Consider the following 26171-nt stretch of genomic DNA (forward strand, 5'->3'; position numbering starts at 1 on the left):
TATTGCGTTTCTCTTGCTGTTTATCAAACCGCGGCCTGCTCTTTTTGCCTGCGATGCTGTTAAGCCCCGTTTCGCACCCTGCCCAGGGTTAGCGTGCCCGCGCCGTTACAAGTATGTTGTAACTAACAACGCTAACTCAGCAGCTGTTACGGCTGGCTGCTGCGGTTGCGGTTGCGGTTGCGGTTGCGGTTGCGGTTGATAAAAAGCATAGCGGATAAGGCTGGCAGAATGTCTAATAAAACAGAGAATAACGGCGATAAGCTTACGGCAAACAGGCCGGACAGGCGCAACGCCCACGAAGCCCTGATATATAACAGGTAAACGCCAGAACAGGCGGCGCGGTTATTTTACAGGCGCTGCATTATTGCGCGAAAGTTATCAATAAACCTGTCCAGCAGGATATGCTATCTGAGGAAGTAGCGGCCTGACCATCCGTAACGGCTGAATAGCCCCGTTAACCGATGTTTAAATAATAATCCGTTCACAGCGGTATCGCTAATTGATGCCGTTACAGAAATAAATTCAATAAAAATGGTTATTTAATCTGCACTCTACTCTGCCGGGGAACGGTATTTTCCATCCCCTGTAAGCTACAGGGTTAAATATTCAACACCTCGCGTTATTGCCGATTAAAAAATAACGTACAGCCAGGATTAAATAAATAAAAATTTAGCCATGCGCCGGCAGTGGTGCGATACGGCATAAAGGTGCGAATGAGATACGAACGGACGGTAAATAATTGACGCCAGCGCGCGGCAGAGGCCGCTAACCGGTGAGAAACAAGCACAGGACAGATCCGATAATCAGCAAGCTATATCAGGAACAGCGGAGTAAAAACAAAAAAACCGCCCTTGGGCGGTTACGACATCACTGCTTATTGCTTTGATTTTATTCGATTTTTCTTTTGGTGCCCGGGGCGGGACTTGAACCCGCACAGCCATACAGCCGAGGGATTTTAAATCCCTTGTGTCTACCGATTTCACCACCCGGGCAGTGTAAAGTGGAGGCGCGTCCCGGAGTCGAACCGAGGTAGACGGATTTGCAATCCGCTGCATGGCCACTCTGCCAACGCGCCTTTATTCCGTGCGATTATCCGCAGCCGGACAATCTAAATTCTTTTTAAGTTAACACCTTAACTCTAAATGCTAACCCTTTGATTCAAGAAGCGTTTTCGCGTTCCTTCATCTGATGGACGGCATTATGGACTAACTTCCCGCGGTTGGCAACCCCCTGAAGTTAATTTTTTCAGAACCTTTTCTGACGGGGAAATATATTGCTGCAATAATCGCCGATTCCCCTTCTTTATCCGATCGGATAAAGAGGTTCTGACAACGCACGACGGCCATTTCACGCGGCACGGTAGCGTCACAGCAATAAGGTATAGATGCCTTTTGCCGCAAAGAAAAGGTTTTTTCTGCGTCTTATACCATTTTCTGCTGCCGTGAAGCGCGTCGGATCGCCAACGGCGGAAAAATCGTCAGTTTCTTCCCCAGCCCGTGGATAAAACCCACGGGCGCGATCTTCCATTCGCTTATAGTTTCGCCGTTACCAGAGCTGGCTACGCTTATCGATTTCGTTCCAGCGAAAATACATATCGCAGGCCGCAAGGTAATCGGTATGCCAGCACCAGTAGAGATGCAGTAAATAATAGAGCGCGCCAGGCAGGAAACAGATGAGAAAATAGACTGCGAACGGCAGAGGCCAGGCCAACAAAAGCAGCAGCAAATTAACCAGAACTATCCAGACGAATTGAATGCTTAGTACCAGCAGCAGCCTGAAAGCCAGCGATGTTTCATGGAATTTTGCGCAGGGGATGCCAGTCGAAAAAGAAAAATCGATTTCGTTTAAAAACAGTTTGCCGAGAAAGACGTAACGCTTCGACAGACGGGTAAATAATAAGTTTATAGCCAACACCGTTGCGCATAAAATAAACGTCGCGACCACCAGCGTTGGCGTCAGCCATCCCTGAGCGGCAGAGAAGTCAGGATTTCTTTTTAATGGGTGAATAGTCAGCAGCGTCAGCGCCATATTCAGCACAAAACTACAGGCGATATAGTGATAAAGCGTGCGGTACTGCCGCTGATGTTGAGTAGTGATCCCCAGCTGCCTGATGTAGCTCGATCTTAGCCAGCGGAACACCAGATAAACCAGCAGCGGCAGCATCGCTGACAGCGCAACAAGCGCCGGCGTTGTCAGCGGCAGACGCAGACTGTAAGAAAGAATAAGCCACAGCGCCGCCAGCGCTAATATTGCCACCGCCGGCGGGCGCGCGAGCCGCTTTTCCATAACGCCACAGCTTTTGCCGATAAAATAGCTTAAATCAACGTTCTTCGTGACGCCCTTATACATCCAGTATGCTTCCAGCTCATAGATAACGTTAAATAAAATAACTGCTGTAATTGCGCTGAGAAAGCCGGCATCCTCTGCGTTAATGGCATAGCCGTTATTCCGCCAGTAGAGCCCCAAAAAGAAAAACAGTATCAGGTAAAGGAAAGGTAAAAGCCTTTTATCCTGATAGCGAATAAAAGTTAAATAATCTGGAATCATCCTCTCTCTCCGCTATTCAGATAATTTTTCGGCAATGTAAGATCATTTCCGGCGAGCTGCGCGGAAAGTCATTAAGCAGCTGTCCCAGATAGGCCTTATTGCTGATTTCAATAAATAGCGGCGGCGTTTCATACGCCAGCAGACGCTCCAGCGAATCAGTCCACTTCACCGTATGGGTTAAATGCTGCGATAAATTTTGCCGAATCGCCTGCGGATCGCTTTCCGGCGCTCCGGTTACGTTCATCAGAACGTCGCATAGCGGTTGCCCAATGGGGATATCCATCAGAAAATCTTGCATTTGCTGAACGCCGTCACTCATCAGGCGCGTATGCCAGGCGCCGCTGACGCCCAGTTTTACCGCCGCAAGCCCTTCGGCAACCAGGCGGCGATTAAACTCGCTCAGGGCGGAGGCCGTGCCGCCCACTACCTGCTGAAAGCGGCTGTTGTCGCAGCTGATATCCAGCTCCATGCCGGCGTCCGCAATCCGCTGGCGCATCGCCAGATAATCAAGCCCCTTCACCGCCAGCATGCTGCCTTTATTCTGCCTGCTTAACCTGTCCATTAAGGCGGCGCGGAAGTGAATTATGCTGAAGATATCCTCCAGCTGCAGTGCGCCAGCCGCGTATAACGCGCTATATTCGCCTACGCTATGACCGCAGACGCCGAGAATAGTGCGGGAGGCGATTTTTTCCCGCATCAGAGTGTAGAGCGTGAGATTAATCGCCGTTACCGCCAACTGCTGCACCGTAGTTTGTATCAGCTTATTCATCGGCCCCTTTAAACACAGGCGACGAAGATCCAGCCCCGAAATATCGCTGGCGCAGTCCCAAATATGGCGCGTGGCGGCGTTAATATCCCAGAGATCGGCCCCCATGCCAATAACCGGATTTCCCTGCCCGGCAAACAGTAAAACGACGGGCGCTGACGTGCTGTTTATATTGATATCCATATACCCTGCCTCAGAAATAATATTTAATCCCGGAGTAGACGCCCGTGGTGTTGCCAAACAGGCCGAACTCCGAATCTTTATTTCCCTGGGCGCGATAGATGCCGCTATAGAGCTCCATCTTTCCATCCAGCTGCACCAGGGGCTTATTATAATGAATGCCGAATGCCAGGCTGTTATCCTGCAGATTGATCACGCCGTAAGGTTGTAAACTGGCACGATCGGCGAGACGCAGGGTAGCGAAGGCGTGAAGATAATGCCGGCCCTGCAGCTGGCCCCGATTCGCAACATTGTCTATTTCCGCTCCCATCAGATATTGCCAGGCATCAAACGCCCGGTCGAGCGGCGCATAGCCGCTGCGCTGGTTAAGAAAGCGAATCAGCTGCGTCTGCTGGCGCCATGCCGTTCTGGAGTAGCCTTCGCTCTGAAAATAGTACTCCACGCCCAGCAGGCTAAAGTTATCGGTGGTGTAGTGGCTGCCGAACGCCGCCTCCACGCCATTCCTGCTGCTGCGGTGATAAAGCGAGGCGGGAAACTGATAATCCTGCACCTGACGCGCCTTATCGCTGTCCAGATGGCGCCACTGCTGGCGAGAATGCCAGGCCAGCTCCGCATTGATGGCGAACTGCGGCGTCAGATAGAAACTATCAGCAACGGCAATGCTGCGGGATTCACCAAGGCCGATGCTGAGCGAGGGCGTATGGTTAGCCGCCCGGTAGTCGGTATAGCGCAGCAGGTAGCGCTCGCTGGCGTTAGCACGCTCGGCTGCCGTCCAGTTGCCGGACGATTCATAGCGCTTAGCAATATGAGTTAGCCTGGGCGATAAGGTGAAAGCCAGAACGTAATCAGGCGTTTCTTCCGTTAAGCGCAGCCCCCAAAACGCTTCGCTATAGATCGGCTTTAGCTCCAGATGGTGAATGCCGCTGGCTTTAAATCCGCCGTAATAGCCGGCAAGTAGATTAGCCGGCGATTTTAAATAGAACAGCCCCGGTCGGGCTCTGAGTTTCCCCGCCGCAACGCTGAGCTGCTCTGAAAGCGTCCAGGAAAGACTCAGGCGATCGATCAGCCCCCTGACACGATGTCGATCCTGCTCAAAGCTCTTTGGCTTGCGATAAGGCTGATATGCCAGCGCGTAAAGCGAAACCTGCGTCTCCAGGCTATTTTCCACCAGCCAACAACGATTGCTGTAGTGAAGGCCCCAGTCGTTATAAAAATTATCCTTCTGATAAGGATGTTTGCCGTCTGGTCGCCAGAGCGCAGGCTGCCGTTTGGCGTAGCTTACCTGTCCGAATAGCGTCATCTCCGCCCCGCTCAGGCAATCAGCCAGCAGACCGGGCGAAACCAGCAGCAGTGAAAGGCATAACGGAGCAGCGCGCAGCATCAGCCTTTACCCCGCTGAATATACTCTTTGGTAAAATGCGACACCGGCAGAGATTCAAACCGGACGTCGCTATATTCCATCACGGAGTAGCCTTTGTTGTAGCGGACATCCTGCACCACGATGCGCGTTGGGCGATATTTTCCCAGCACCGGCTGATAATTCTGATACCGCACCTCTTTAAGCAGCTTATTATCCTGCGAGTAATAGCTGGCTTTATAAGGACGGTAGTCGCTGTCTTTCTCTACGTAGTAGGTGATTTTTGGCCAGATAACGTCAGCGGTTTTTCGCTCCAGCTGCAGCTTGTAGCATCGTTTTTCTCCGCAGGGCTCCTCGCCAGCCAGCTCGGCATGGTAGGCATATTCAAAATTGGTGACGATGACATCGCCATTTGAGATCTGCCCCAGCAGCCTCTGCTGACGGGAAATGGGCACCGGACGCCGCAGCTGCGGCGTATAAAACCAGAGCGCATACCAGTCAGAAAGCATAATTTTGCCGCGGTCGCCGGGCGGATAGATAAAGCGCACCAGCGATCGCGCATCGGCCTCTCTTCCCTTTTCCGGCTTTATAAAGCGCATCGAGATATCCAGCACCTGCTTAGCGGCTGGCTGCCCGGCGCCGGAGCGATATTCCAGCACCGTAACGGTATAGCGAAAAGGCCGGTTAGGCGAGCGCACCTCATCCGCCCGCCGGATAATTTCCAGCGCCTGCGGCGAGGAGCCGTCGGCGGCCCAACCCGCCGGAGCAAACAGCAGCAGGGCCAGCGCTAAGCGCAGATTATGGCGTCTCATCATCGCTTCCTCAGGCATATTTAAACGCATCGGCAATATTCAGCCGCGCAGCCCGGCGCGCAGGCAGAACAGACGCCAGCGCCGAAGTGGCTACCGGCAGAATAAATGTCATCCAGATCAGCGCGGGGTTATCCGTTTTAATAAAGGCGATATATCCCTGCGTCTGTCCCGGAGAAGGCGGCATAGCGATACCGTACAGATTGATGATTCCGGCAAGACCATAGCCGATAAGCAAACTTCCCAGCGCGCCAGCCAGCCCGATAAAGATGCCTTCGAGTAAAAACAGCCGCATAACGTGGCCCGACCGCAGCCCAATTGCTCTGAGGGTGGTAATTTCGCGCGTTCGCTCTACGATATTCATCGTCATGGAGTTGCCGATCATAAAAATAACGATCAGCGCGACGATAATTTTGATAAAGAAATAGATACCGGATAACAGGCTTTCCACCTGTTGATAAAACAGCGACATCTCTTTCCACTCTTTTACCACCAGCGGCAGCTGTTTATCGGCGATAAAGCGCTGTAGCTTTGCTTTAAACAGCGGTAAATCATCATCATTTTTTAACAGAATTAAAATTTTGCTGACGCCGTTGGTTCCCATAATATGCTGAGCGGTCGTAAGCGGAACTTTCATCGCCACATCGTCATAGTCTTTGATCCCGGAGGCGAACACGCCGCCCAGCTGCAGCGAAAGCGCGCCCTGCCCGCCCCTGGCGTTGACTACCATTACATCCAGCCAGTCCATATAACCCGCATTAAGCGTGTTCGCCAGCCCGCTTCCCAGCGTTACCCGATCGGTTTTAATACGCGACAGATCGCTGCCTGACAGCAGTTTATCAAAGGAGCCAAGCTTCAGCGCCGCCAGCGGCTCCACGCCCAGCGCCGAGAAATAGCTGGAGGTTTCATTTTCATAGTGGGAGATCACCCCGGAGAACTCCAGCTGCCCTGCCAGCGTAGAAATATAAGCGGAAAGCTCGTCGTCGTTAACGATTTGCGCCTTCAGCTTTTCGTAATCGTCAATAATGCTCTGGCTTTTATTCGCCGTGGTGAAATAGCGCTGATGATAAATTTGCACATGGCCGACGTTGGTTCTTATTGTCTGCTCCTGCAAGATCCAGAAGGAGTAGCCAATAAATCCGCCATAAATAAAGATGGCGACCCCGCCCAGAATGATAGCGGCAATGGTTGAGAACGAGCGCCTTTTATGCCTGAACAAATTCAGGAAAGCGAATTTCGCATCCTGGGTTCTGTACAGCACGCAATAAAGCACGAAGCATAAAATCAGCGCGACCAAAATCGTGACTATTTCCACTCCGCCCGTCATTTATCCTCCGTTGACTAAAGGCAATATAATCTGCGCGACTTCACGGGCTTCCCATTGCGGCGCGACGTTATTCTCCAGCGCCAGCCATGGCAAGTCGGGATAGCGCGCTGTTATTTGCGCTAACAGCGCGGCGGCCTGCTGCTGCTCTCCACAGTGATAAAGCGCACGGTAGCGCATGTAGCTAATGCCGGGAGTAAGCTCGTTGAGAGCGGCCTTATTTGCCGCCAGCAGCTCGGCCGTATCGTGCAGGACGATCGCGCAGCGTCCCAGCTTAGCGGGCAGCCAGGCGTCAAGGCGCGCCCTTAAATAACGCACGCGCGTATCAGATTCATGAAGATCGACGGCTTCATCCAGATAGAAAAAACCCAGCTTCGCATATTCAGCAGCCTTAACGATATCGTTAACCCTGTCGTAGTGATGCGCCAGCTGTAGCGCGCCGTAAGCGTAGAAAACTAACGAGGCAACATTTTTTTGCCGGCTATATTCATCGAACAGCGCGGTGGTTAGTTTTTCCAGGTCGTGCTGCCGGGCGGGAAAGCCCTTTTGCAATACCGTTTCTACCGCCGGCAGACCGCTATTTGCTCTGGCCGGCGCGCTGGCGCTGAACAGCAAGCCACAGATACAGAATAACAGCGGAAACCGGTAGTTAAGCTTCATCATCCAGTTCTCCATCCCTGATATTGATTACGCGTCCCGCTCGCTGTTTTAGCTGAATGGAGTGGGTGGAAATAATAAAGGTGGTGGCGGTCTGCGCGTTAATCTCTGACAGCAGATCCAGGATCGCTTCGCCGGTGGCGATATCCAGATTGCCCGTCGGCTCATCGGCAACCACGATTTTTGGCTCATGGGCCAGCGCTCGCGCTATCGCCACGCGCTGCTGCTGCCCGCCAGAGAGTTCGCCAGGTTTACGATCCGCCAGATCCGCCAGCCCGACGAGATCCAGATAGCGCAGCGCACGCGTTTTCGCCTCTTTGCGGCTAAAATGCCCATTCAGAATGAGCGGATAGCGGACATTATCCAGCGCGTTAAGCACCGGCATCAGGTTGAAAAATTGAAAGATAAAGCCCAGCTCCCGGCTTCTGATCTGCGCCAGCTGCTGCTCATTAAGTTCGTTCAGTACCTGGTTTAAAAACATTACCGTGCCGGTAGAGGGCTTATCGATACCGGACAGAATATTTAATAAGGTGCTTTTACCACTGCCTGACGGGCCGCACAGCGCCAGAAAATCGCCGCAGGCAATCTCAAGGTTAATATTTTTGAGCGCCTCGACTCTGTTTTCGCCGCTACCGTAGCTTTTACTAATACCGCTCAGACAAATTGCCGGCAGTTCCTTTATATTGTTTGCCATTTCGCTTTTCCATTAAGCCCGTTAATCACGCCATGTGTCGAAGTAGTTGTAGCCGCCATAATTATCAGGAACGATAGTGCGCGCCGTCGCCGGCGGTTGCTGTTCCAGAGCGACCCAGCTCAGTGCGGGCGTCAGGCAGCCGCTGCCGCCATATTTTTCCGTCAGATTAAGCGCCGCCAGACCGGCGGCCTCTGTCGCCTTAAGCAGCGCGCTGCCCGCCCGGCTTTTTCTCAGGCCGGTAAAAAACAGGCGATCGATCGGCGCCTCGGCCGTAATAAGCGGCGCAGCGCGGTGAATATCGTTACCGGCATCGATATAGCCGCCGCAGTCGATCCTCAGCGCGCTTTCGCGCTTGCTGAAAATAAAGCAGCCAACGCGTTCTACCGAGAGATTAACATTCGTATCCTGCGATTTTCTTTTACCGCCGCCGGCAATATCTTCGTCGGAGAAAACCAGCAGCGGAATTGAACGGTAGGCGGCGCAAATGACGACAAAATCGCAGATATCCCAGTTAAGATAATCCTGCGCGACGCGCATTGCCTGCATCAGCGACTGCTTTTCGCCGCGCATCTTGCAGGTAAAACCGTTCACCGAGAATTTTTTCAGCAGGTTTTTAGGCAGGGTATCGATAATTCCGGCATGCAACGCGCTGGACATATTCTCATACAGCCCCGCCTCTCCCCAGGAATCCACGTAGAACAGCGCCGTGCGTGATTTAATTAGCTGCATGCGCACTTTTGCCGCCAGCTGCTGCAGCGCAATATCGGATGCCTGCTCCAGCGCTTCGATATATTTAATGTAGTCAGGCTTGCGGATCATCTCCCTGGCGTAAAGCTCGCGCCTGGTTCCAAAGCGTTTAAAGCCCCAGCCCTGCGCCCTGGTGGCTTTCAACGCCTTGTTATAGATATGCGATTCCCATACGTTCAGCCAGCTGGGAATATAAAAGTAAAACTCATCCTCTGGCTCAATAAGGGAATAAGAAGAGAGATAGATGGTATTATCCATATCAATCCGCCTGTCGATAATAAGGGGAAATCACCATGGCGATAATGGAACCATCAACGCCGACGCCGGTTTTCAACAGGTGCGATTTGTTATGCTGCACAACGCCGCGATCGACCAACAAACGATCGGACATTTCTTTAATAATTGCGTCATTGCTGACGGGAGAAAGCAGCTCCTGCTGCGTCAGCGCATGGTGAGCGATAATTAAATCCACCAGGCCGGAGCCGGTGGCGGTGTACCCTATCTGCCCTTTGTAAGCCAGAACGGGAACCTGCTGAGCGTCTGACAGCATACTCAGCGCCTTCGCCTCCGCCTTATCGCTGGCGTCGGAGCCGTTGCCGTGAGGAATAATCGCGGCGAGATCGTGACAGCCGATCGCCGCTTCCAGCATGACGCTATTCATCGCCTTGAGTAAACTGAGGCTTAAATGGGCGGCATCGTTACTGCGACTGGCGCCGATCTGCGCATAGATCGATCTCAGCTGCAGGCCGTCGAAGCGCTGGCGGGCGCGGCGGTGGCGCCCGCTTTCCAGCAGCATAACGCTGTAGCCTTCGGCAAACAGAACGCCCCTGCTGTTTTCGCCAAAGGGCTGCACCACTTCGCTATCCAGCATGCCGTTATTTTCCAGAAACCAGCAGTCCTGGGTTTTGATTTCCGAGCAGTTAATCACCATTACCAAATCGACAGCGCCCTGCGCTATCGCCTTATGGCCGATATGCAGCGCCGCCAGCGCGGAATTACTGGTGCAGTTCATATTAGGCGGCTGATATTTCAGCCGATAGCGGCTGGCAATATGATGAGACACGCCGTCCTGCGACATTTTCTCTACGTGCAGATTCATTACCGAGGTGACCAGCTTGACATCCTCAATATCGTTCCGATCGTAGAAATTTTTGTAATCACGCGCATCCGTCCGCGGCCCCAGGCCGGTGAGATAAACCCGAACGTTTTCGCCCGTCAGGCAAGCCTTATCCAGCCCGGCCTGCGCAAGCGCTTCATCAATCAGACCATCCAGCAGGGCTAATACGCTGTTAAGATCGCGGTTGCCGCGCAGGCGGGCGACGCCGCGGTTGCTTTTGAAACCGCTTTTGATCGCCTCGTCGTCCGTTTTAAACCAGCGCGTTTTCTCAACCCGTTTTCCCTGCCGGAGGTGGTCGATTAACGCCTGGCTGTTTTCCGCAAACGGCAGACAGACGCTGTAACCAGCGATGATGCTCGCGTTGCTCAACGCTTCATTTCCTGATAACGAATGCATAGTAGTTTCCACCCTCGGAGGCCCCCACTAACAGCACCTGGTTTAGCGCCATGCTCAGCGGTTCGCGCACGAAATTAAGGCGGGCGTCACAAAACTCTGCGGTATAAGGGATCGCCGGAACGCGCTGATGTTTCATGCAGTCGGTAAGTATGGCGAGATTCAGCAGCCCGGCGGCGGATTCCACAAAGCCGAAAAAGGCGTTGTAGTTGACCACCGGCACCTGCGGGTTTTGCTGACGGAAAACCTGTTCGATCGCGTCGATTTCAATCTGCGCGCTCTCTTTACTGCCGTTGCTGCTGCCGCAAACCAGATCGATATCTTTCGCGCTCAGACCCGCGTCCGTCAGCGCCCGCGCTATCGCCTGCGCCATTGCCTGCGCCTTTTCGCTTAGCGCTGAGGCGTCAAAATAGCTGTTGCTGTTCGATTTACCGTAGCCCACGATCTCCGCCAGAATCTGCGCATTGCGCGCCAGCGCGGTTTCCGGCGCTTCCAGCAGCAGCATGCAGGCGCCTTCTCCGGGAACGAAACCCTGCGGATTTTTGCCATAGATCTGGTACTGGCTCGCCTCGGAAGCCATATGAATTTTTTGCGTAACGGCGTCCATATAGAGGGACATCGAGGGGAAATATTCATCCGCGCCGCCAACGATCACCTGCGGCTGCAGCGCCTGACGGATCAGTTCATAACCATAGGTCAGCGCGCCCAGCGCGGCGTTTTCGCCCGTCGCCAGGGTAGTGGTGTAGCCTTTAATACCTTCGGAGATGGCGCAAAACGTGGGAATGGCGTTCATCAGCGAGCCGGGAAATTCAGAGGTACGCACCTTGCGCGGATCCGGCTTCAGGCTCTGCAGATATTTATAGGTGGTTTCCTGCGGACCGCGCGCCATACCCATAATAAAGCCGAACTCGTCGCCATCTTTCCTGATTTTGCGCCCGGCGCTGTTCAGCGCTTCCGCCAGCGCGATCAGCGCGAAGGTTCCGCCGCGCGTGGCTTTGCGCGCATCGTAACGGCGCAGATGTTTGCGCGGTTCCAGCCCGGTAATCTGGAAAGTTTTAAAATGTTCCGCCTCTTCCGGCAGCGGTCGATCGCTAACGGAAAAACTATCGCCCTGCAGCGCTTCAAACTGTCGCGTCTCGACCAGAACCTCCAGCAGCTCTGCCGCCTCTTTCAGCGTATCGTCATAAAACTTCACCGGACTGAGCGCGACGGCCCGTTCGCTGGCCCAGATAAAATCCACGATTTCATTCAGGGTATGCCCAATAGCGGTTACGGCCCCGATACCAGAAATCACCACCCGCTTTTCATCATATGTGGTTACCGGCACCGAAGCGGGCCGGGTGCTTACCACCAGGCTACAGTTGTTGCCGCCGAAGGCGTAGTTGTTCTTGAGGAAGATATTGACATCTTTTTCACGAAAGGCGTTGGCGACATAGTCCAGATCGCAACCGGGACGCGGCGTAGCGAAATTGAGCGTTGGCAATACCTGTTTTTCCGGCAGCGTTACCAGACAGGCGATTAACTCCACGATCCCCGCCGCGCCAATATTATGCCCAAAGTAGGACTTGGTTGAGCTGACCACCATTTTCGCCGCGTCCGGGAAAACTTTCTTCATCGCCAGCGTTTCGATGCGGTCGTTCGCCTCGGTTCCCGTACCGTGCACGTTGACGTAATCCACCTGCTCCGGGGTAATGCCGGCGTTATGCATCGCTTTCTTCATTACCTGTACCGCGCCGCCGGCACGCGGATCTGGTCCGGTCTCATGGTAGGCGTCGCAGGAGGTAGCGTAGGAAAGGATCTCGCCATAAATGGTGGCGCCCCTCGCCAGGGCATGCTCATACTCTTCCAGCACGATTGCGCCGGCGCCTTCGCCGATAGACATGCCGGGACTGCCGGAAAATGGCGTGCAGGAATCGGGATGCATCACGTTCAGCACGTAAAACCCGGCGAACGTCGGCAAGTAAACGGGCTCGGTCCCTACCGCCAGCATGGTATGACCTTTGCCGTTTTGGATATAATCAAAAGCCATTCCCACCGCGTTCGGGCTGGCGGTACAGGCCGTCGCCACCAGCTCCATGCCGCCCTTCAGCCCCAGCAGGGTGGAAACGCTGGAACAGCACGAGGAAAAACCGCCGGAGTAGATGGCCTTCTGCAGGGAAAAATCCGCAATCCGCTGCTCGAACAGCGGCAAAAAAGCCTCTGTTCCGGCGGAAGAGACGCCGATAATCAGCCCGGTTTCGTTAAGGCACGCGCGGTTGTTAATCAGCCCGGCCTGAATCAGGGCATCCTTGCTGACCTTGTATGCCCAGAGCGCCGCATTATCGAGTGACTTAACGATATCGTCCGAAAGATCTGAATAATCAATCTTATGCAGAACTTCAGCTGCGCGTGCGTTAGCAAACCATTTTGCGAAGCGCTGGCTATCCGCCACGCCGCATTTTTTATCCAGCAGCGCCTGCCTGAAGTCTGAAAGATTATCCGCCAGGGATGACAATATCCCCATCCCGGTAATCACTACTCTTTTTCGCTGTTTTTGCATCATCCATACCTGTTTATTATTTTTTTAATGTGGGGAGAGATTACCCCCTGTCTCAGGCGCAGAAAGGGTCTGAGCCGGCTGGCGGCCGCCGTTCACCGCTCAGGCCCCGCTCTGCAAATCAAACAAACGGCAGCGCGCTACAGGGCGCTGCGGGATTTCGACGCATCGACAAAACTGTGTTCCGTCGGGCTGACCAACATGCTGAGGTTATAAAGGAACGGTAAATTGTGCGTCATTGCGGCAACGTCGCCGTCGCGGGTGCGAATGGTAAAGCCTTCGATATCGGACCAGGCATAGGCTTCATCCAGCAGAGCCAGCGCAATAAAGGAACGGCGGGCCGGTGAGAAGGTGGCGCTAATAAGCTTGCCGACAACCTTGCCCTCAGCCACTACCTCATCGTCAGGCTGCATGTCCGTGCAGGCCGCAACAGGCAACATCCCCACCACCCTGCGCGCAACGCCGCTGCGGGAATATTCTTCTACCGCCTCTTTGCCGATAAAATCTTCTTTATCGTACTGTACGGCCCACTGCAGCTGCAGCTCGACCGGATTGCGCGAGTAAGCGCCATAGATCGAGGCATCCCAGGCGGGATTCTCTATACGCACCGTTTTTTGATAATCCAGGCCGCCGGTTTGCAGACAATATTTTTCGCCGCGTTCAAGCAGCTGCTGCCACAGCGCCGCCAGCGCAGGCTGTTCACCAGCCATCAAATAGCTAAATTCGCCATGTTTGCCGCAGCGGAAAATCATCAGGCCGTCATCGGCGTTCATAAATTCGTGGTAAGGCAGGCCAATAATGTCAAAGCCGTAGACTTCCGCCAGCACCTCCCAGGAGTAAGGCCCTTCCAGCAGTATGGCGCCCCAGTCGGCCTCCTCCATGGATTTAATTTCCGGCGCATCCTGAATATCCAGCTCTTCCGCTTTTTCCAGAATGTTTTCCAGCCGCGTAATCACCGCCGACGCCGTCATATTTTCAGAAAGGAGATAGTAGCCCTCATCTGAGCAGAGTATATAGACGTCGCCGCAGATGGTGCCGTCTTCATTAAGAACCAGAGAATAGATGCCCTGTTCATCGCGAATAGTAGAAACATCCGCAGAGGCCATATGGTTTACCAGCGCCCAGGCGTCTTCGCCGATTACGCTTACGATAGACATATGGGAATAGTCAACCAGCAGCGCATTTTCCCTGACGGCCCGATATTCAATATCATCGTCATGATAAGCAGCGGGTACGATCTTATGATTAAATTCCCCCATCCGGGCGTGATTTTTTAGGTGTAAATCATGAAGTGTGTGCATATCAATACCTTTATGACTTATTTATCGTTAGCGGATGAGGCTGCTTTTTTCTTTTGGATAACAAACGATGCCAGATTATTGATAGTGCGCATGTAGGCGGGATCGTCAGTTTCGCTAACCTGAATATCGAATACTTTATCCAGCAGAACCAGAATTTCCGTGGCATCCACAGAGTCAAGCTTCAGGCCATTGCCGAAAAGCGCGGTGTCATCATCAATCTGGGCTGCATCTTTGGGAATATTCAGGCGCTGAATAATTTCCGTTTTAATGGTATACAATACCGCCTTACGCTCATCGATGTTCTCTTGCATCGTTGTCATCACTGAAACTCCATGTCGTTATAAGTTAACTTCCCGATAATTGATTATCGTCCCCTGACTGATCAGCCGTTTTCCGACGTGAGCGGAAACCGAATAATGTTTAAATCCTTTTTCATCGGCGAAAGCCAGCTTGCTTACTACCTCGATGGTGTCTCCCGGCCAGGCGGTATCTTTAAATTTTAAATTTTGTGCCGCCAGCACGCCTCTTACCTGCGCGCGTCGGGTGCGAATAATATCCCGCATATTATCGTCATAAATTTTTCCGCGGATATCACGCAATGTGTGCAGGCTTTCATTATAGCGTTCACGATACAGGTCACAGATATCGGTTAAAAAAGATAAGTATTCACTCGCCTGGCCAAAAATCTCAGAAATAATCGCTCCCGGCATAATAGGATCTTCCGGGAAATGGCCGGCTAAATAAGGATCGTTATAGGTAACGTGTTTGATAACCTGCACATAACCGTTTGGGCCATATTTAAAATCATCAATGCGATCCACCATCAGCAGCGGCGGACGCCAGCCGCCCATTTCCAAAAAAATTTTCGAGGGAATAGCATATTTCGACATAAATCACCGCATAACCAGGCCGCCATCGATAACGATGGTCTGCCCTACAATGTAACTGGACGCTGAAGAGCTTAAATAAACGATGGTATTCGCCACCTCAGCGCTTTTACCCAGCCGCTTTAGCGGAATGGAATTAATCACGTCGCGTACAACGGTGCGCGATACTTTTTTGACCATTTTTGAATCAATCATGCCCGGCGCCACCGCATTAACCCGTACGCCTCGCGGCGCAAGCTCCGCCGCCAGGGTGCGGGTGAAGCTGAGCATCGCGCCTTTTGAGGCGCTGTAATTAATCTGACCGACGCTGGGAATAATGGCGGCAATCGAGGCGACATTAACAATTACCGGGCTTTCCGCCGATCTCAGCAGCATTAACGCTTCTTTGGTTAGCCTGAAAATCGTTAGCAGGTTGGTATCAATAACCGTGCTGAAATCATCAATGCTCATTGCAGCAAACAGGCTGTCTTTAACAATACCGGCATTATTTACCAGTACATCAATTTTCCCTGCGCTTTCAGCGAGGAAAGCGCAGAGCTGGACGACCGCCTCGCTATTGGTGAGGTCGCACTGTAAAATATTCAACCGTTCGCCCTGCGGGTGGATCTTTTTCAACTCGTTTAAATCACCGGCGTGAGAATGGTATAACGCATAAACCTGGCACTGTTGTTCTAAGAACCGGGTGCAAATAGCCAACCCAAGATCGCCGCTGGCGCCGGTAACCAGCACGGTTTTATCGATAAGATCGTTATACTTATACATATGAATAAATACCCTGTTAGCTAGTGCTGTGTAAGAATAGCCACCACGGCTATCGCATGGGTCCGACAGTGTGAAATACTCAACGATAACTTTGTCATTCTTCTTTCAGTCAGAATTTCCTTCAGCCGTCCATGCAGAACGAAACAGGGACAGCCATATATATCGTGCTCCACTTCCATATCATGAAAACGTATGCCTTCACGAAAACCCAGGCCGACGGCCTTAACCATCGATTCTTTTGCCGCCCAAAATCCGGCGGCTCTTTCATAATTCGGCTCACGGGCATCAATTTTATTAATCTCCCGCTCGGTAAAAACCCGCTGCAGGAAAGCAATGCCTGATACCGAAACCGCCCTTTCAATTCGCTCTACTTCAACTATGTCCGTACCAATAAACATATCTTTCCTCTTAGTCAGGATTATAACTGGTAAAAAACGTGAAAGTTTATAGTAAATTTATCTATATTTAGCTCATCCGGTGAAAATAAAGGGGCGGATAGCGAAAAGTCATAACCCAGTGCGCCAGCGCTGCCCTTTGCACCCGTGACGGCTCCGATAATTTTTTGGCTATTGCCTGAATTACGATCCCAGGCGCCGCCTGATATTTGACCGTAATCAACGCCGGTATAGAGCTCTATACCTTTAAATCCGGTGATAAAATTTAAGGTATTCTGTAAATAGAAACCCTTATCGCCATAAATTCCGCTGCTGTTTTCAAAACCGCGTACGTTCCAGCGGCTGCCCAGGGTAAACTGATCCTGCAACGTTAACGGATCGGGCGAATACTGCGCGCCAAATTTTACATCGTAATAGGCATCGACAGCGCGATAGCGCAGCAGCTTGATATAATTCAGATCGAGATTAACCATGTGGCTTGCTTCGCTGACTTCGCCTGTTTTCATATCCGGGGTTGGCGTTCCGCCAAACCAGGTTAGGAAACGCTGGTAGGAGAGGCTGCCGTTCAGCGCGGCGCCGGGATAGTTCTGTTTATAATGCAGCCCGAAACGCACATTGCCCATGTCACGTTTTTGTAATAACAACGCTATATCGTTCAGCCGATAGTCGGCTTTTCTTCTGATAAGCTCTGCCGATCCGGTGATTTTTTTATCGCTGTTACGAAAAAGCGTCCTGCTGGCTTTGGCGCTAAAATAGTTATTTTCACCGCGATAGCTGAGATCCATATCCGCTATGCGGAAGCCCTGGCGTGAAGAACTGCGGCTGTAAAACAGTTCGTAATCCCAATAGCCGAAAGGAATGGAGTAGTAGGCGCTAAGGCTTTTATAGTTCCCCGTAGTGCTGGTGCTGCCTGAGAGATAGAAAATATCGTTGCTGCCGGTCAGGTTATACAGGTAGCCCGCTCCTCCCGCCAACTGCCTGCCGGTGCTCTCGTCGCCCCAGTTGTTATAGGTTGCGCGCAGGTTCCAGCTACGGTAGCGATTGGTGGCGATCGCCACGTTGCTGTAACCGTCACGACTGCCAGGCTCAATACCAATTTTCACATCAACGCCGGGCACACGTTGCAAATTTTCCAGTCCCTGTTCGATATCCCTGATATTCAGCACGTCGCCCGGTTTAAAAGGCAGAATCCATTGATAAACGTCGTTATTTTCAATTTTTATCTGTTCAATTCTTCCCGGAATTACCTTTAATGTCAGCTTATTCAGGGTTAGGTCCTGGTCGGGGATTTCAATACGCGTGGTAATGTAGCCTGCATTGATAAAATAATCCTGGATAAGGGTAACCGCTTTTTCTACACCACGCATGCCTATACAGCGATGCGCAATGTTCTCCTTTAACCGATTAAGCGATGAGCGCTGTAAAAAATCACCTTCAAGCACAAGTTCGTTTATTGTAAAGCAGTTCTCCTCCACGGGAAAATCTGACGTATCGTTATGTTTTACGTCAATGGTAGAATAAACATCCTTTTTATCCAGCCGGTTTTCTTTACGTGCGGCATCATCATTATTCTGTTGTTCTTTGATGATACGGTTTAAGTTCGACTGTGCGACAGCCTGAAAATGACAGGCGTAAACAGTTAAAAAGCAAAAAATAGCGTGCGTTATTTTCATGATGGTCCCGAATTAAAAAGGCGGCAGCCAGGCTGCCGCTTTTTATTTACTTATTATTTAGGCCGTTCAGTTACCAGTATTGTTCCGCCGACGTTAGTAACTTTTGGACTGTTCAAATCGGTTCCTTCAAAGCCGCCTAACGTAGCCTTCTGACCGCTATTGAGAATGCTTTGCGCAGTAACCTGAACCTCTTTCTCTGAATGCAGGTTGCCGTAGTTATAAACATTCTTCCCGGACTGAACGGTAACCAGCTTGTCGCTAACTATGTTAGCTTTATTAGTGATGTCGCCTTTAGCGCTTATCAGAGTCACCTCACCGCTATCCATATTACTTTGATGGTTATTGGTAATATAGCCATCCGATTTAACCGTAAGGTTTTTGCCGGCAACCATATCTTTATAGTTGGTGACCGCACTTTTAGCAGTCACAGAGGCATCGCCTTCCGCATGGACAGTATTACGGTTAGAGAAGATCCCCTGTTTTACATTTACGGTAACATCACCTGATTTACTGTTGATCCAGCCATAGTTAGTAAAAGTATTATTCAGGGTTAATGCTAACCCCTGGTGCCCTTCAATCACGCCTGTCGCATTATCTTCAACAACCGTTCCGGAGCTACGGTTATCCATAGACACAGCATCAACCGTCATTGTACCTTTACTGCTTATGAGCGCGTAATTGTTATTGATATGGTTGGCGTGGATAGAAGCCGCGCCGGCGTTAGCTATAATTTTGCCATAGTTATTATTTACGTCGCCTTTAATCTTCAGGTTAACCGGACCAGCCTCGCCGACAATACGGCTGTTGCTATTGATAAGGGTGGCTGCGTTAATCTCTACGCCGGCACGCCCTACCATACCGCCTTTCTGCTGCGCCATGCCAAGGTAGTTGCCATGAATACCCGCAAAGCTATAACCATTACGGTTATCAACGTAGGTTCCGGCGTTAAGGGTCAACTTTTTATTGGCAACCATCAGCGCTTCACTGTTATCAATATATCTGTCGGCAGTCAGCATGACATCCTGGCCTTCTAATATGCTGCCTTTGTTAAATATACTGTCTGCCTGAACTTTTACATGCCCCTCTTTCGCTTTAACAATGGCAAGGGTGTTAAGGAATTCGCGGTCAACTTTGATTTCAATGTTTTCATCGCTGACCAGGCCAGCGCGGGAATTCAGCAGCGATTTAGCAGTAACATAGACTGATTTATTGCTTGATAACTTACCATCATAATTATCAACCGAGCCGCTGCTGGTAAGCTCCAGGTTACCTTTAGTCGCAATCTGCCCTTTACGGTTATTAATGGCTGCAGCCTTAATCCGGATGCCGCCCTCGCCCGCGATAATCCCCAGCGAGTCTCCGCTAAACGTATCGGCTGTCGCCGTGGTGCCGTTAGTTACGCTGCCCTGCAGCGCGTCAATATGAACATATCCGGCCGTTGAACGAATAAGTCCTTTAGTATTATAGAGATGGCTCTTACTGGTTAAATCCATATCGCCGGTGGCTTCTATCGTACCATCACTGTTATCAATATAATTGGATGTTGTGCCGACATAGTGACCTTTAATTAAACCGTTACGGTTATCCAGCGTTCCCGTTTCCAGTAAAACCACGGCGGAGTGGATACCTGAATGCTCTCCTTTGCCGGTGTTGGTCAGCGTCTGGTTATGGGTATTAATCGCCACCATTTCGCTTGCTTCGATTTTGCCATTGACGTTGTTAAATACGCCGCTATCGATAAATACGTTTCCTTTTGTCGCGATTCTGCCCCCGGCTGAGTTGGTCAGCGCAGTCTGGTTGGTATTGATATTAATATTACGTTCGGCAGTAATTGAGCCTGCTCCATTTTCCAGCGCATTAGCCGTGTTGATAGAAACATCGCCCAGAGAGCTGATGGCAGCTTTGGTATTTATTAACTTCCCTTTGCTTGTGATTTCAACGCCCAACGGCCCGCCGGCGATCGCGCCCGCATTACGTACGCCCAGCCCTTGCTCGGTGCTGATAAGTTTGATTTTATCAGCATACATGCCTCCCAGAGCCGCTACGTCGATACCGTAGCTGTTGAAGAAGTTCCAGCCCGCATTAACCTTACCCGTTACGTTTCCTGCGGCATCAATGTAGTTATTGCCCGCGATAACGGTCAGTTCTTTAGCCATAGCCTTGCCGCTTACCGTTACATAGCGCGCCAGCAGCTCGGTCGGCGATTCATTCGTCAGCTTTTTAACCTCAATAGTGCCGCCGCTTACCGCATAGCCTTTCAGCTCACCGTTTTGCATATCCGGCTTACCGGTAGTCAGGGTAACTTTTTCGGTATTAATGAAGTCGCAGCTTTGGCAGCTGATGCCGTTCGGGTTGGCGATAATCAGATGCGCCTTGCTGCCAGCCACTTCCATCTTCCCGTTCAGGGTGCTCTGATTTCTGGAGGTAACTTCATTCAGGATAATTTTTGCCGCGCCTGAGGTCAGATTGCTGTTGCCCTGAAGCTCGCCGGCCAGTTTGGAGGTAACGTCGCTCTGGCTGTTATTAAAAATCAGGCCGCTCTTATCCACGTTCAGCTTATCGTAGATGTTATGGGAAATGCCCTTATCATTAGCTTTATTGATATTGATGACCGTCACCCCGTTAACCACTGACGCTGCGCCATCTTTCATAGCGATATTAGCGGCCTGGGTTACTACGGGCAGGGTTAATAGCAACGATGCGGCTATGGGATTCAATTTTGCTATGCCACACTTTATTTTTTTGTTCTCATTTCATTTTTCCTAATTTTACTATTTTTATTTTTTATTAGCGCCTGGCTAGTGATTCCATTCAGTAAGCAAACAAAATGATCTCATCTGAATATTTGTATTCCATCACTAATTAAGGCTCCCTGCTTCAATACTTTCAGAGTATTGAATTTACACTACGCTGTCAGAAGCGCTCATCCGCATCTGATAGCGTCCTCACCTGTAAAGGCAAGATCCATATTTAAGCGGCGATGGCCGGTAAGACGTAAGCCGGAGCCGCTTAAAATGATTCGTTTTGTTGGCCAACAAGCAAATTAAAAAAACACACAATGCAATTAATTCAATGGGTTACTAACAAACCAACGCCTGTTGCCATGTTACTAAGCGGGATATCAGGCCAGCTATACTCCCCGCTGTACGATTATTTCGGCGAGCAAACCACAGCAATATAATCCAGGCGAATTTTTAGGAAAATTTTTATAACTATAATTTAGCTATCGTTAACTTATTTAAAGCGCTAAACAGGCACAGAGTTGTGCGTTAATACTGGGATACGCCAGAATCTTTAACACGGTTATTTTCGGCGTACCGATAAGGCGCCTGTCTGACGCCATTTAAATAATTAGCCTGTTAACTTTTATTGCGACGAAGCATCTGTTTCTGGCCCGCCGTTTTAATTTTTCCTGTACTGCTTAAATAATGCAAAAAGTCAATTGACCGCTAAAATATAATAACATTCCCTTGCAAGCAATCATTAAATAACCAGTAATATAGAAAAACAATAATTAACCATGGGTTAATTACTATTAAATCAATTAGCGTTAATGATATGAACACGGCAAAGCGCTGACGCGCAGGCAACAGGACCCCTGTTGCTGTCACGGTAAAAATTTTAGCGCTACGGGAACAGAGAACTAAAAAAATGGAAAGGAGGGATAACAAGCAGCGCAGTCAGCAGTCAGCAGTCAGCAGTCAGCAGTCAGCAGTCAGCAGTCAGCAGTCAGCAGTCAGCAGTCAGCAGTCAGCAGTCAGCAGTCAGCAGTAGTCTGAATAATTTTGCCCGTCTACTCTTTTTTAGCAGAAAGAATGCGCGGCGTGGAAGAATGGCGAAAAAGCGGCGGCTGACAGCCGGCCGGCAAAATGCAATAACGTTAAAACGCAAAAAAGGGCCCTGCGGCCCTTTTTTAACAACAGACGAAACGGCGTTCATCTGTCGATGATAATCTGGAGCGGGAAACGAGACTCGAACTCGCGACCCCGACCTTGGCAAGGTCGTGCTCTACCAACTGAGCTATTCCCGCTAACATCAGCAATTAACCGAGGGCTGAAAACCTCTTTCTCCCGGCGACATTATCGCCCATCGATGCGTTGCATTCTACTGACCTGAACAGATGAGTCAATAAAATTATCCCTGCCCGTATCCGTTTGCCGTTTTTTGCAGCGCTTCAATCAGCGTTCAAACAGATCGCCGCGCGCGGCGTTGAGATACTGGAACATAGACCAGAACGTCAAGACTGCGGCAATATAGAGCGCAACAACGCCGATAGCGGAAACCAGCTGGTTGGGATGCCACAGCAGCGCAACCAGCGCCAGCATCTGCGCCGTTGTTTTCACCTTACCGATCCAGGAGACCGCAACGCTGCTGCGTTTGCCTATTTCGGCCATCCACTCGCGTAACGCGGAGATAATGATTTCGCGGGCAATCATGGTCGCCGCTGGCAGCGTAATCCACCAGGCGTGAAATTGTTCCGCCACCAGCACCAGCGCCATCGCCACCATCACCTTATCGGCAACCGGATCGAGAAAGGCGCCGAAGCGGGTAGACTGCTGCCAGCGGCGGGCGAGAAAGCCATCAAACCAGTCGGTGATGGCCGCAACCACGAAAATGATGGCGCACACCATCGGCCCCCAGTGGAATGGCAAATAGAACGCCAGAACGAAAAAAGGAATCAGGACGACACGAAACAGGGTAAGCCACGTCGGTATATTCAATTGCATAAGGCACGCTAACTGTCTGGCATGAGTAGGGTTTACCCGTATGTTGCTACATTGCCACCGGGGTTTCAATGCTAGTGTTTTAACGAGTAATAAATTTTCTCCGCCAGGGCGTGAGAAATGCCGGGAACTTTAGCGATCTCTTCAACCGAGGCGTTCATTAGCGGCTGCAGGCCGCCCATATATTTTAACAGCTGCTGACGGCGTTTCGGGCCCACGCCCTCAATGCTTTCCAGCGCGCTGGTATTTTTCACCTTTGCGCGCCGGTTACGATGCCCGGCGATAGCGTGGTTATGGGAATCGTCGCGGATATGTTGAATAACATGCAGCGCAGGCGAATCGGGCGGCATGGAAAATCCCTCGCCTTCCGGTTCTAAAAACAGCGTTTCCAGGCCCGCTTTACGATCGCTGCCTTTCGCCACGCCCAGCAGTAACGGATGATCTTTATCCCAGCTGACGTTAAGCTCGGCAAAAACCTGTTTCGCCTGGGCCAGCTGCCCTTTCCCGCCGTCGATGATAATGACATCCGGCACCTTTTCCGGCTCCAGCTCTTTGCCGTAGCGCCGCCGCAGCACCTGATTCATCGCCGCGTAGTCATCACCGGGAGTAATGCCGGCAATATTATAGCGACGATATTCCGCTCGCAGCGGTCCGTTGCCGTCAAACACCACGCAGGAGGCCACCGTCTGCTCTCCCATAGTATGGCTGATGTCAAAACACTCCATGCGCTTAATCTGCGGCAGATCAAGCGCATCGGCCAACGCCGTAAGCCGCTGATGAATCGTCGACTGCTGAGTGAGTTTGGTGACCAGCGCCGTCGCCGCGTTGGTGCGCGCCAGCTTAAGATAGCGGGCGCGATCGCCGCGCGGTTTGCTTTGTATATGAATCTTACGTCCGGCCAGCTCGCTCAGCGATTCCGCCAGCAGCTCACGTTCCGGCAGGTTGAAATCAAGCAGAATCTCGCCCGGCAGCGTACGCGCCTCGCTCCCCTGCAGATAGAATTGCCCGACAAAGGTTTGCACGACTTCAGCCAGCTCGGTGCCGCCTGGAATTTTCGGAAAATAGCTGCGGCTGCCCAGCACCTTGCCCTGACGAATAAAAAGCACGTGCAGACAGGCCATTCCGGCGTCATAAGCGACGCCGATAACGTCCAGATCGTCGCCCTGGTTAGAGACGAACTGTTTTTCCGTAACGCGGCGTACCGCCTGGATTTGATCGCGCAGGCGCGCCGCCTCTTCAAAGCGCAGCGCCTGACTGGCCTGCTCCATACGGCTGACCAGCATATTCAGCACCTGATCGTCTTTACCGGAGAGAAACAGCCGGACATATTCCGTCTGCCGGGCATACTCCTCTTCGCTAACCAGTCCGGCCACGCACGGCCCCAGACAGCGGCCTATCTGATATTGCAGGCAGGGACGTGAGCGATTGCGATAAACATTGTTTTCGCACTGGCGAACAGGGAAAATTTTCTGCAGCAGCGCCAGCGTTTCACGTACCGCATAACCGTTAGGAAACGGGCCGAAATATTCGCCTTTCGCATGTTTGGCGCCGCGATGTATCGCCAGACGCGGATGCGGATCGGCGCTGAGAAAAATATAGGGGTAGGATTTATCGTCACGCAGCAGCACGTTGTAGCGGGGCTGATAGAGCTTAATGTAGTTATGCTCCAGCAGCAGCGCTTCGGTTTCGGTGTGCGTAACGGTGACGTCGATATGATGAATATTGGCGACCAGCGCTTCGGTTTTGCGGCTGGCCAGATTGCTGCGGAAGTAGCTGCTGAGGCGCTTTTTCAGATCCTTCGCTTTGCCAACGTAAATTACCGTGCCGCCACTGTCATACATGCGATAAACGCCTGGCTGACTGGTGACGGTTTTCAGGAACGATTTTGCGTCAAAGACTTCACTCACTACTGATCAACGACTCCGCATTAAACAGGCCATGCCGGATGGCCAGATGCGTTAACTCTACGTCGCCACTGATATTCAGCTTGCTAAACATTCGGTAACGGTAGCTGTTAACGGTTTTGGGGCTGAGATTCAGCTGTTCAGAAATATCCGTCACTTTCTGTCCCCGGGTAATCATCAGCATAATCTGCAATTCCCGTTCCGACAAACAGCTAAAGGGAGATTCACCCTTTTCAGGCTCAATCTGGCTTAGCGCCATCTGCTGCGCGATATCTGAAGCGATATAACGTTGCCCTGAATGAACCGAACGAATGGCGTTGATCACTTCCTGCGGCGCGGCGCCTTTGCTGAGGTAGCCCGCGGCTCCGGCCTGCATAACTTTAGCCGGCAGCGGATTTTCCGTATGCACCGTCAACATGATAATTTTGGCATCCGGGTTGAAGCGCGCGATTTTACGCGTCGCTTCCAGGCCGCCAATCCCCGGCATGTTCATATCCATCAGGATGACATCGACCTGATTTGTTCGGCACCATTTTACCGCATCCTCACCGCAGCAGGCCTCACCGGCTACCTGAATACCTTTGATATCTTCCAGTATGCGACGAATCCCTGCGCGTACCAGTTCGTGGTCATCCACAAGAAGAATGCTAATCAAAAGAGGATTTCTCCGGAATGGTAATGTTTATGGGCGACACTTTAATTAAGCGCCTTAATGTTACTCTCTTTTGTGGTGGGTTTGAACATAATTCAGTGTTTTTTTAGGCGGGTAAATGGGTGTTTTCGCCCTGCTTTTATCCACTATCTCGCTGAAAAGCTTTCAGTCATCCAGATAAGAAAAGGTTAAAAGAGTTAAAAATAAGCAAAAATTTTTTTAAATGACAAACCCTTTTCAGACAATGGGTTACAATAATAACTGGTTAGGCTACTTTTCCCAGCCATTAATTATTCTGTCGCCGCTTTTTAGTACAAAAAATAGCTTATCTGTTTAATTGGCCGCCCTGTTTGAGCGGATGATTTATTCTTCATCGAGCGGAACGTGGCGAGAAAGCGGTCTCATAATTTATGTTATACTTTTTCCGGATTGAATTTTGAGCAGCAGTTCTAATATTTGTGCAGCCTTATCAAGGAGAAACTATGGGTCAGAACGACTTTACTACCTCAGAAGAAACCAAAAGCCTGGCGCATGAAGTAGCCTGCCTGAAAGCGCTGGTGACCATGATGTTGAAAAGTATGGGACAGGCGGATGCGGGAAAAGTGATCCTCAATATGGAACGGGTAATTGCGCAGCTGGATGACCCACAGCAGGCGGAAGCGTTCAGCCAGACTATCGGCCAGATCAAAACGGCCTATCGCCGCTGATCCCGGCGCGCCGGTTCTTGCCGTGCGCTGACAGACGCC

Annotated in this window: 22 protein-coding genes and 3 tRNA genes; 1 reads left to right on the top strand and 24 read right to left on the bottom strand. The window is 51.3% G+C overall.

The annotated features are described in order from the left end of the window. Window positions 1-905: 905 nt before the first annotated feature. From FKM52_RS01885 to uvrY, 24 genes are all read right to left on the bottom strand, one after another. Window positions 906-992: transfer RNA gene (locus tag FKM52_RS01885), tRNA-Leu, on the bottom strand. 9 nt (window positions 993-1001) lie between these two features. Then, a tRNA-Cys gene (locus tag FKM52_RS01890) sits at window positions 1002-1075 on the bottom strand. A gap of 290 nt (window positions 1076-1365) precedes the next feature. After that, window positions 1366-1527 carry a hypothetical protein gene (locus FKM52_RS21635; RefSeq protein ID WP_160250436.1) on the bottom strand — a complete coding sequence of 54 codons (162 nt, stop codon included), beginning with the start codon at window positions 1525-1527 and terminating at the stop codon, window positions 1366-1368. 18 nt (window positions 1528-1545) lie between these two features. After that, complete coding sequence (locus FKM52_RS01895) at window positions 1546-2547, bottom strand: hypothetical protein (protein WP_141174500.1); 1002 nt, start codon at window positions 2545-2547, stop codon at window positions 1546-1548. Window positions 2548-2563: 16 nt separating this feature from the next. After that, complete coding sequence (locus FKM52_RS01900; RefSeq protein WP_141174501.1) at window positions 2564-3496, bottom strand: ACP S-malonyltransferase; 933 nt, start codon at window positions 3494-3496, stop codon at window positions 2564-2566. 10 nt (window positions 3497-3506) lie between these two features. Continuing rightward, window positions 3507-4874, bottom strand: coding sequence for a hypothetical protein (locus tag FKM52_RS01905; RefSeq protein ID WP_141174502.1), 1368 nt, complete (start codon window positions 4872-4874; stop codon window positions 3507-3509). Beyond that, window positions 4874-5662 carry an outer membrane lipoprotein-sorting protein gene (locus tag FKM52_RS01910; RefSeq protein WP_141174702.1) on the bottom strand — a complete coding sequence of 263 codons (789 nt, stop codon included), beginning with the start codon at window positions 5660-5662 and terminating at the stop codon, window positions 4874-4876. Before FKM52_RS01910 ends, FKM52_RS01905 begins: the two co-directional genes overlap by 1 nt. A gap of 10 nt (window positions 5663-5672) precedes the next feature. Then, the gene (locus FKM52_RS01915; protein WP_141174503.1) at window positions 5673-6986 is read right to left on the bottom strand and encodes an ABC transporter permease; all 1314 of its coding nucleotides are present in this window, start codon (window positions 6984-6986) and stop codon (window positions 5673-5675) included. Next, on the bottom strand, window positions 6987-7646 hold the full coding sequence (locus FKM52_RS01920; protein WP_141174504.1) for a hypothetical protein: 660 nt from the start codon (window positions 7644-7646) through the stop codon (window positions 6987-6989). After that, window positions 7633-8334 carry an ABC transporter ATP-binding protein gene (locus FKM52_RS01925; protein WP_141174505.1) on the bottom strand — a complete coding sequence of 234 codons (702 nt, stop codon included), beginning with the start codon at window positions 8332-8334 and terminating at the stop codon, window positions 7633-7635. Before FKM52_RS01925 ends, FKM52_RS01920 begins: the two co-directional genes overlap by 14 nt. 21 nt (window positions 8335-8355) lie before the next feature. After that, window positions 8356-9339, bottom strand: a complete 984-nt coding sequence (locus tag FKM52_RS01930; protein WP_181407878.1) for an ATP-binding protein — start codon at window positions 9337-9339, stop codon at window positions 8356-8358. 1 nt (window position 9340) lies between these two features. After that, window positions 9341-10567: a beta-ketoacyl synthase N-terminal-like domain-containing protein gene (locus tag FKM52_RS01935; protein WP_141174704.1), complete on the bottom strand. Its 1227-nt coding sequence runs from the start codon at window positions 10565-10567 to the stop codon at window positions 9341-9343. A gap of 4 nt (window positions 10568-10571) precedes the next feature. After that, complete coding sequence (locus FKM52_RS01940) at window positions 10572-13130, bottom strand: beta-ketoacyl-[acyl-carrier-protein] synthase family protein (RefSeq protein ID WP_141174705.1); 2559 nt, start codon at window positions 13128-13130, stop codon at window positions 10572-10574. 137 nt (window positions 13131-13267) lie between these two features. Then, window positions 13268-14428, bottom strand: a complete 1161-nt coding sequence (locus tag FKM52_RS01945) for an aminomethyl transferase family protein (protein WP_141174506.1) — start codon at window positions 14426-14428, stop codon at window positions 13268-13270. Between the two features lie 17 nt (window positions 14429-14445). Continuing rightward, on the bottom strand, window positions 14446-14748 hold the full coding sequence (locus tag FKM52_RS01950) for an acyl carrier protein (RefSeq protein WP_141174507.1): 303 nt from the start codon (window positions 14746-14748) through the stop codon (window positions 14446-14448). An 18-nt stretch (window positions 14749-14766) separates the two neighbouring features. Further along, window positions 14767-15318 carry a hotdog family protein gene (locus FKM52_RS01955; RefSeq protein WP_141174508.1) on the bottom strand — a complete coding sequence of 184 codons (552 nt, stop codon included), beginning with the start codon at window positions 15316-15318 and terminating at the stop codon, window positions 14767-14769. A gap of 3 nt (window positions 15319-15321) precedes the next feature. Next, window positions 15322-16077, bottom strand: a complete 756-nt coding sequence (locus tag FKM52_RS01960) for an SDR family oxidoreductase (RefSeq protein ID WP_141174509.1) — start codon at window positions 16075-16077, stop codon at window positions 15322-15324. Between the two features lie 20 nt (window positions 16078-16097). Continuing rightward, window positions 16098-16475, bottom strand: coding sequence for a holo-ACP synthase (gene acpS / locus FKM52_RS01965; RefSeq protein ID WP_141174510.1), 378 nt, complete (start codon window positions 16473-16475; stop codon window positions 16098-16100). 20 nt (window positions 16476-16495) lie between these two features. Beyond that, complete coding sequence (locus FKM52_RS01970) at window positions 16496-18145, bottom strand: ShlB/FhaC/HecB family hemolysin secretion/activation protein (RefSeq protein WP_141174511.1); 1650 nt, start codon at window positions 18143-18145, stop codon at window positions 16496-16498. A 53-nt stretch (window positions 18146-18198) separates the two neighbouring features. Further along, window positions 18199-20796, bottom strand: a complete 2598-nt coding sequence (locus FKM52_RS01975; protein WP_141174512.1) for a filamentous hemagglutinin N-terminal domain-containing protein — start codon at window positions 20794-20796, stop codon at window positions 18199-18201. A 1303-nt stretch (window positions 20797-22099) separates the two neighbouring features. Next, window positions 22100-22175 (bottom strand) — tRNA-Gly (locus FKM52_RS01980). A 148-nt stretch (window positions 22176-22323) separates the two neighbouring features. Then, the gene (gene pgsA / locus FKM52_RS01985; RefSeq protein WP_141174513.1) at window positions 22324-22872 is read right to left on the bottom strand and encodes a CDP-diacylglycerol--glycerol-3-phosphate 3-phosphatidyltransferase; all 549 of its coding nucleotides are present in this window, start codon (window positions 22870-22872) and stop codon (window positions 22324-22326) included. A 71-nt stretch (window positions 22873-22943) separates the two neighbouring features. Further along, complete coding sequence (gene uvrC, locus FKM52_RS01990) at window positions 22944-24776, bottom strand: excinuclease ABC subunit UvrC (RefSeq protein WP_141174514.1); 1833 nt, start codon at window positions 24774-24776, stop codon at window positions 22944-22946. After that, complete coding sequence (gene uvrY / locus FKM52_RS01995) at window positions 24769-25428, bottom strand: UvrY/SirA/GacA family response regulator transcription factor (protein WP_141174515.1); 660 nt, start codon at window positions 25426-25428, stop codon at window positions 24769-24771. The genes uvrC and uvrY overlap by 8 nt, the downstream gene beginning before the upstream one ends. 479 nt (window positions 25429-25907) lie before the next feature. Here uvrY and FKM52_RS02000 point away from each other — a divergent pair, with 479 nt between their 5' ends. Beyond that, window positions 25908-26132, top strand: a complete 225-nt coding sequence (locus FKM52_RS02000) for a DUF2594 family protein (protein WP_141174516.1) — start codon at window positions 25908-25910, stop codon at window positions 26130-26132. Window positions 26133-26171 lie beyond the last annotated feature (39 nt).

This window comes from Mixta tenebrionis, assembly GCF_006517625.1.
In the GTDB taxonomy this organism is placed as follows: domain Bacteria; phylum Pseudomonadota; class Gammaproteobacteria; order Enterobacterales; family Enterobacteriaceae; genus Mixta; species Mixta tenebrionis.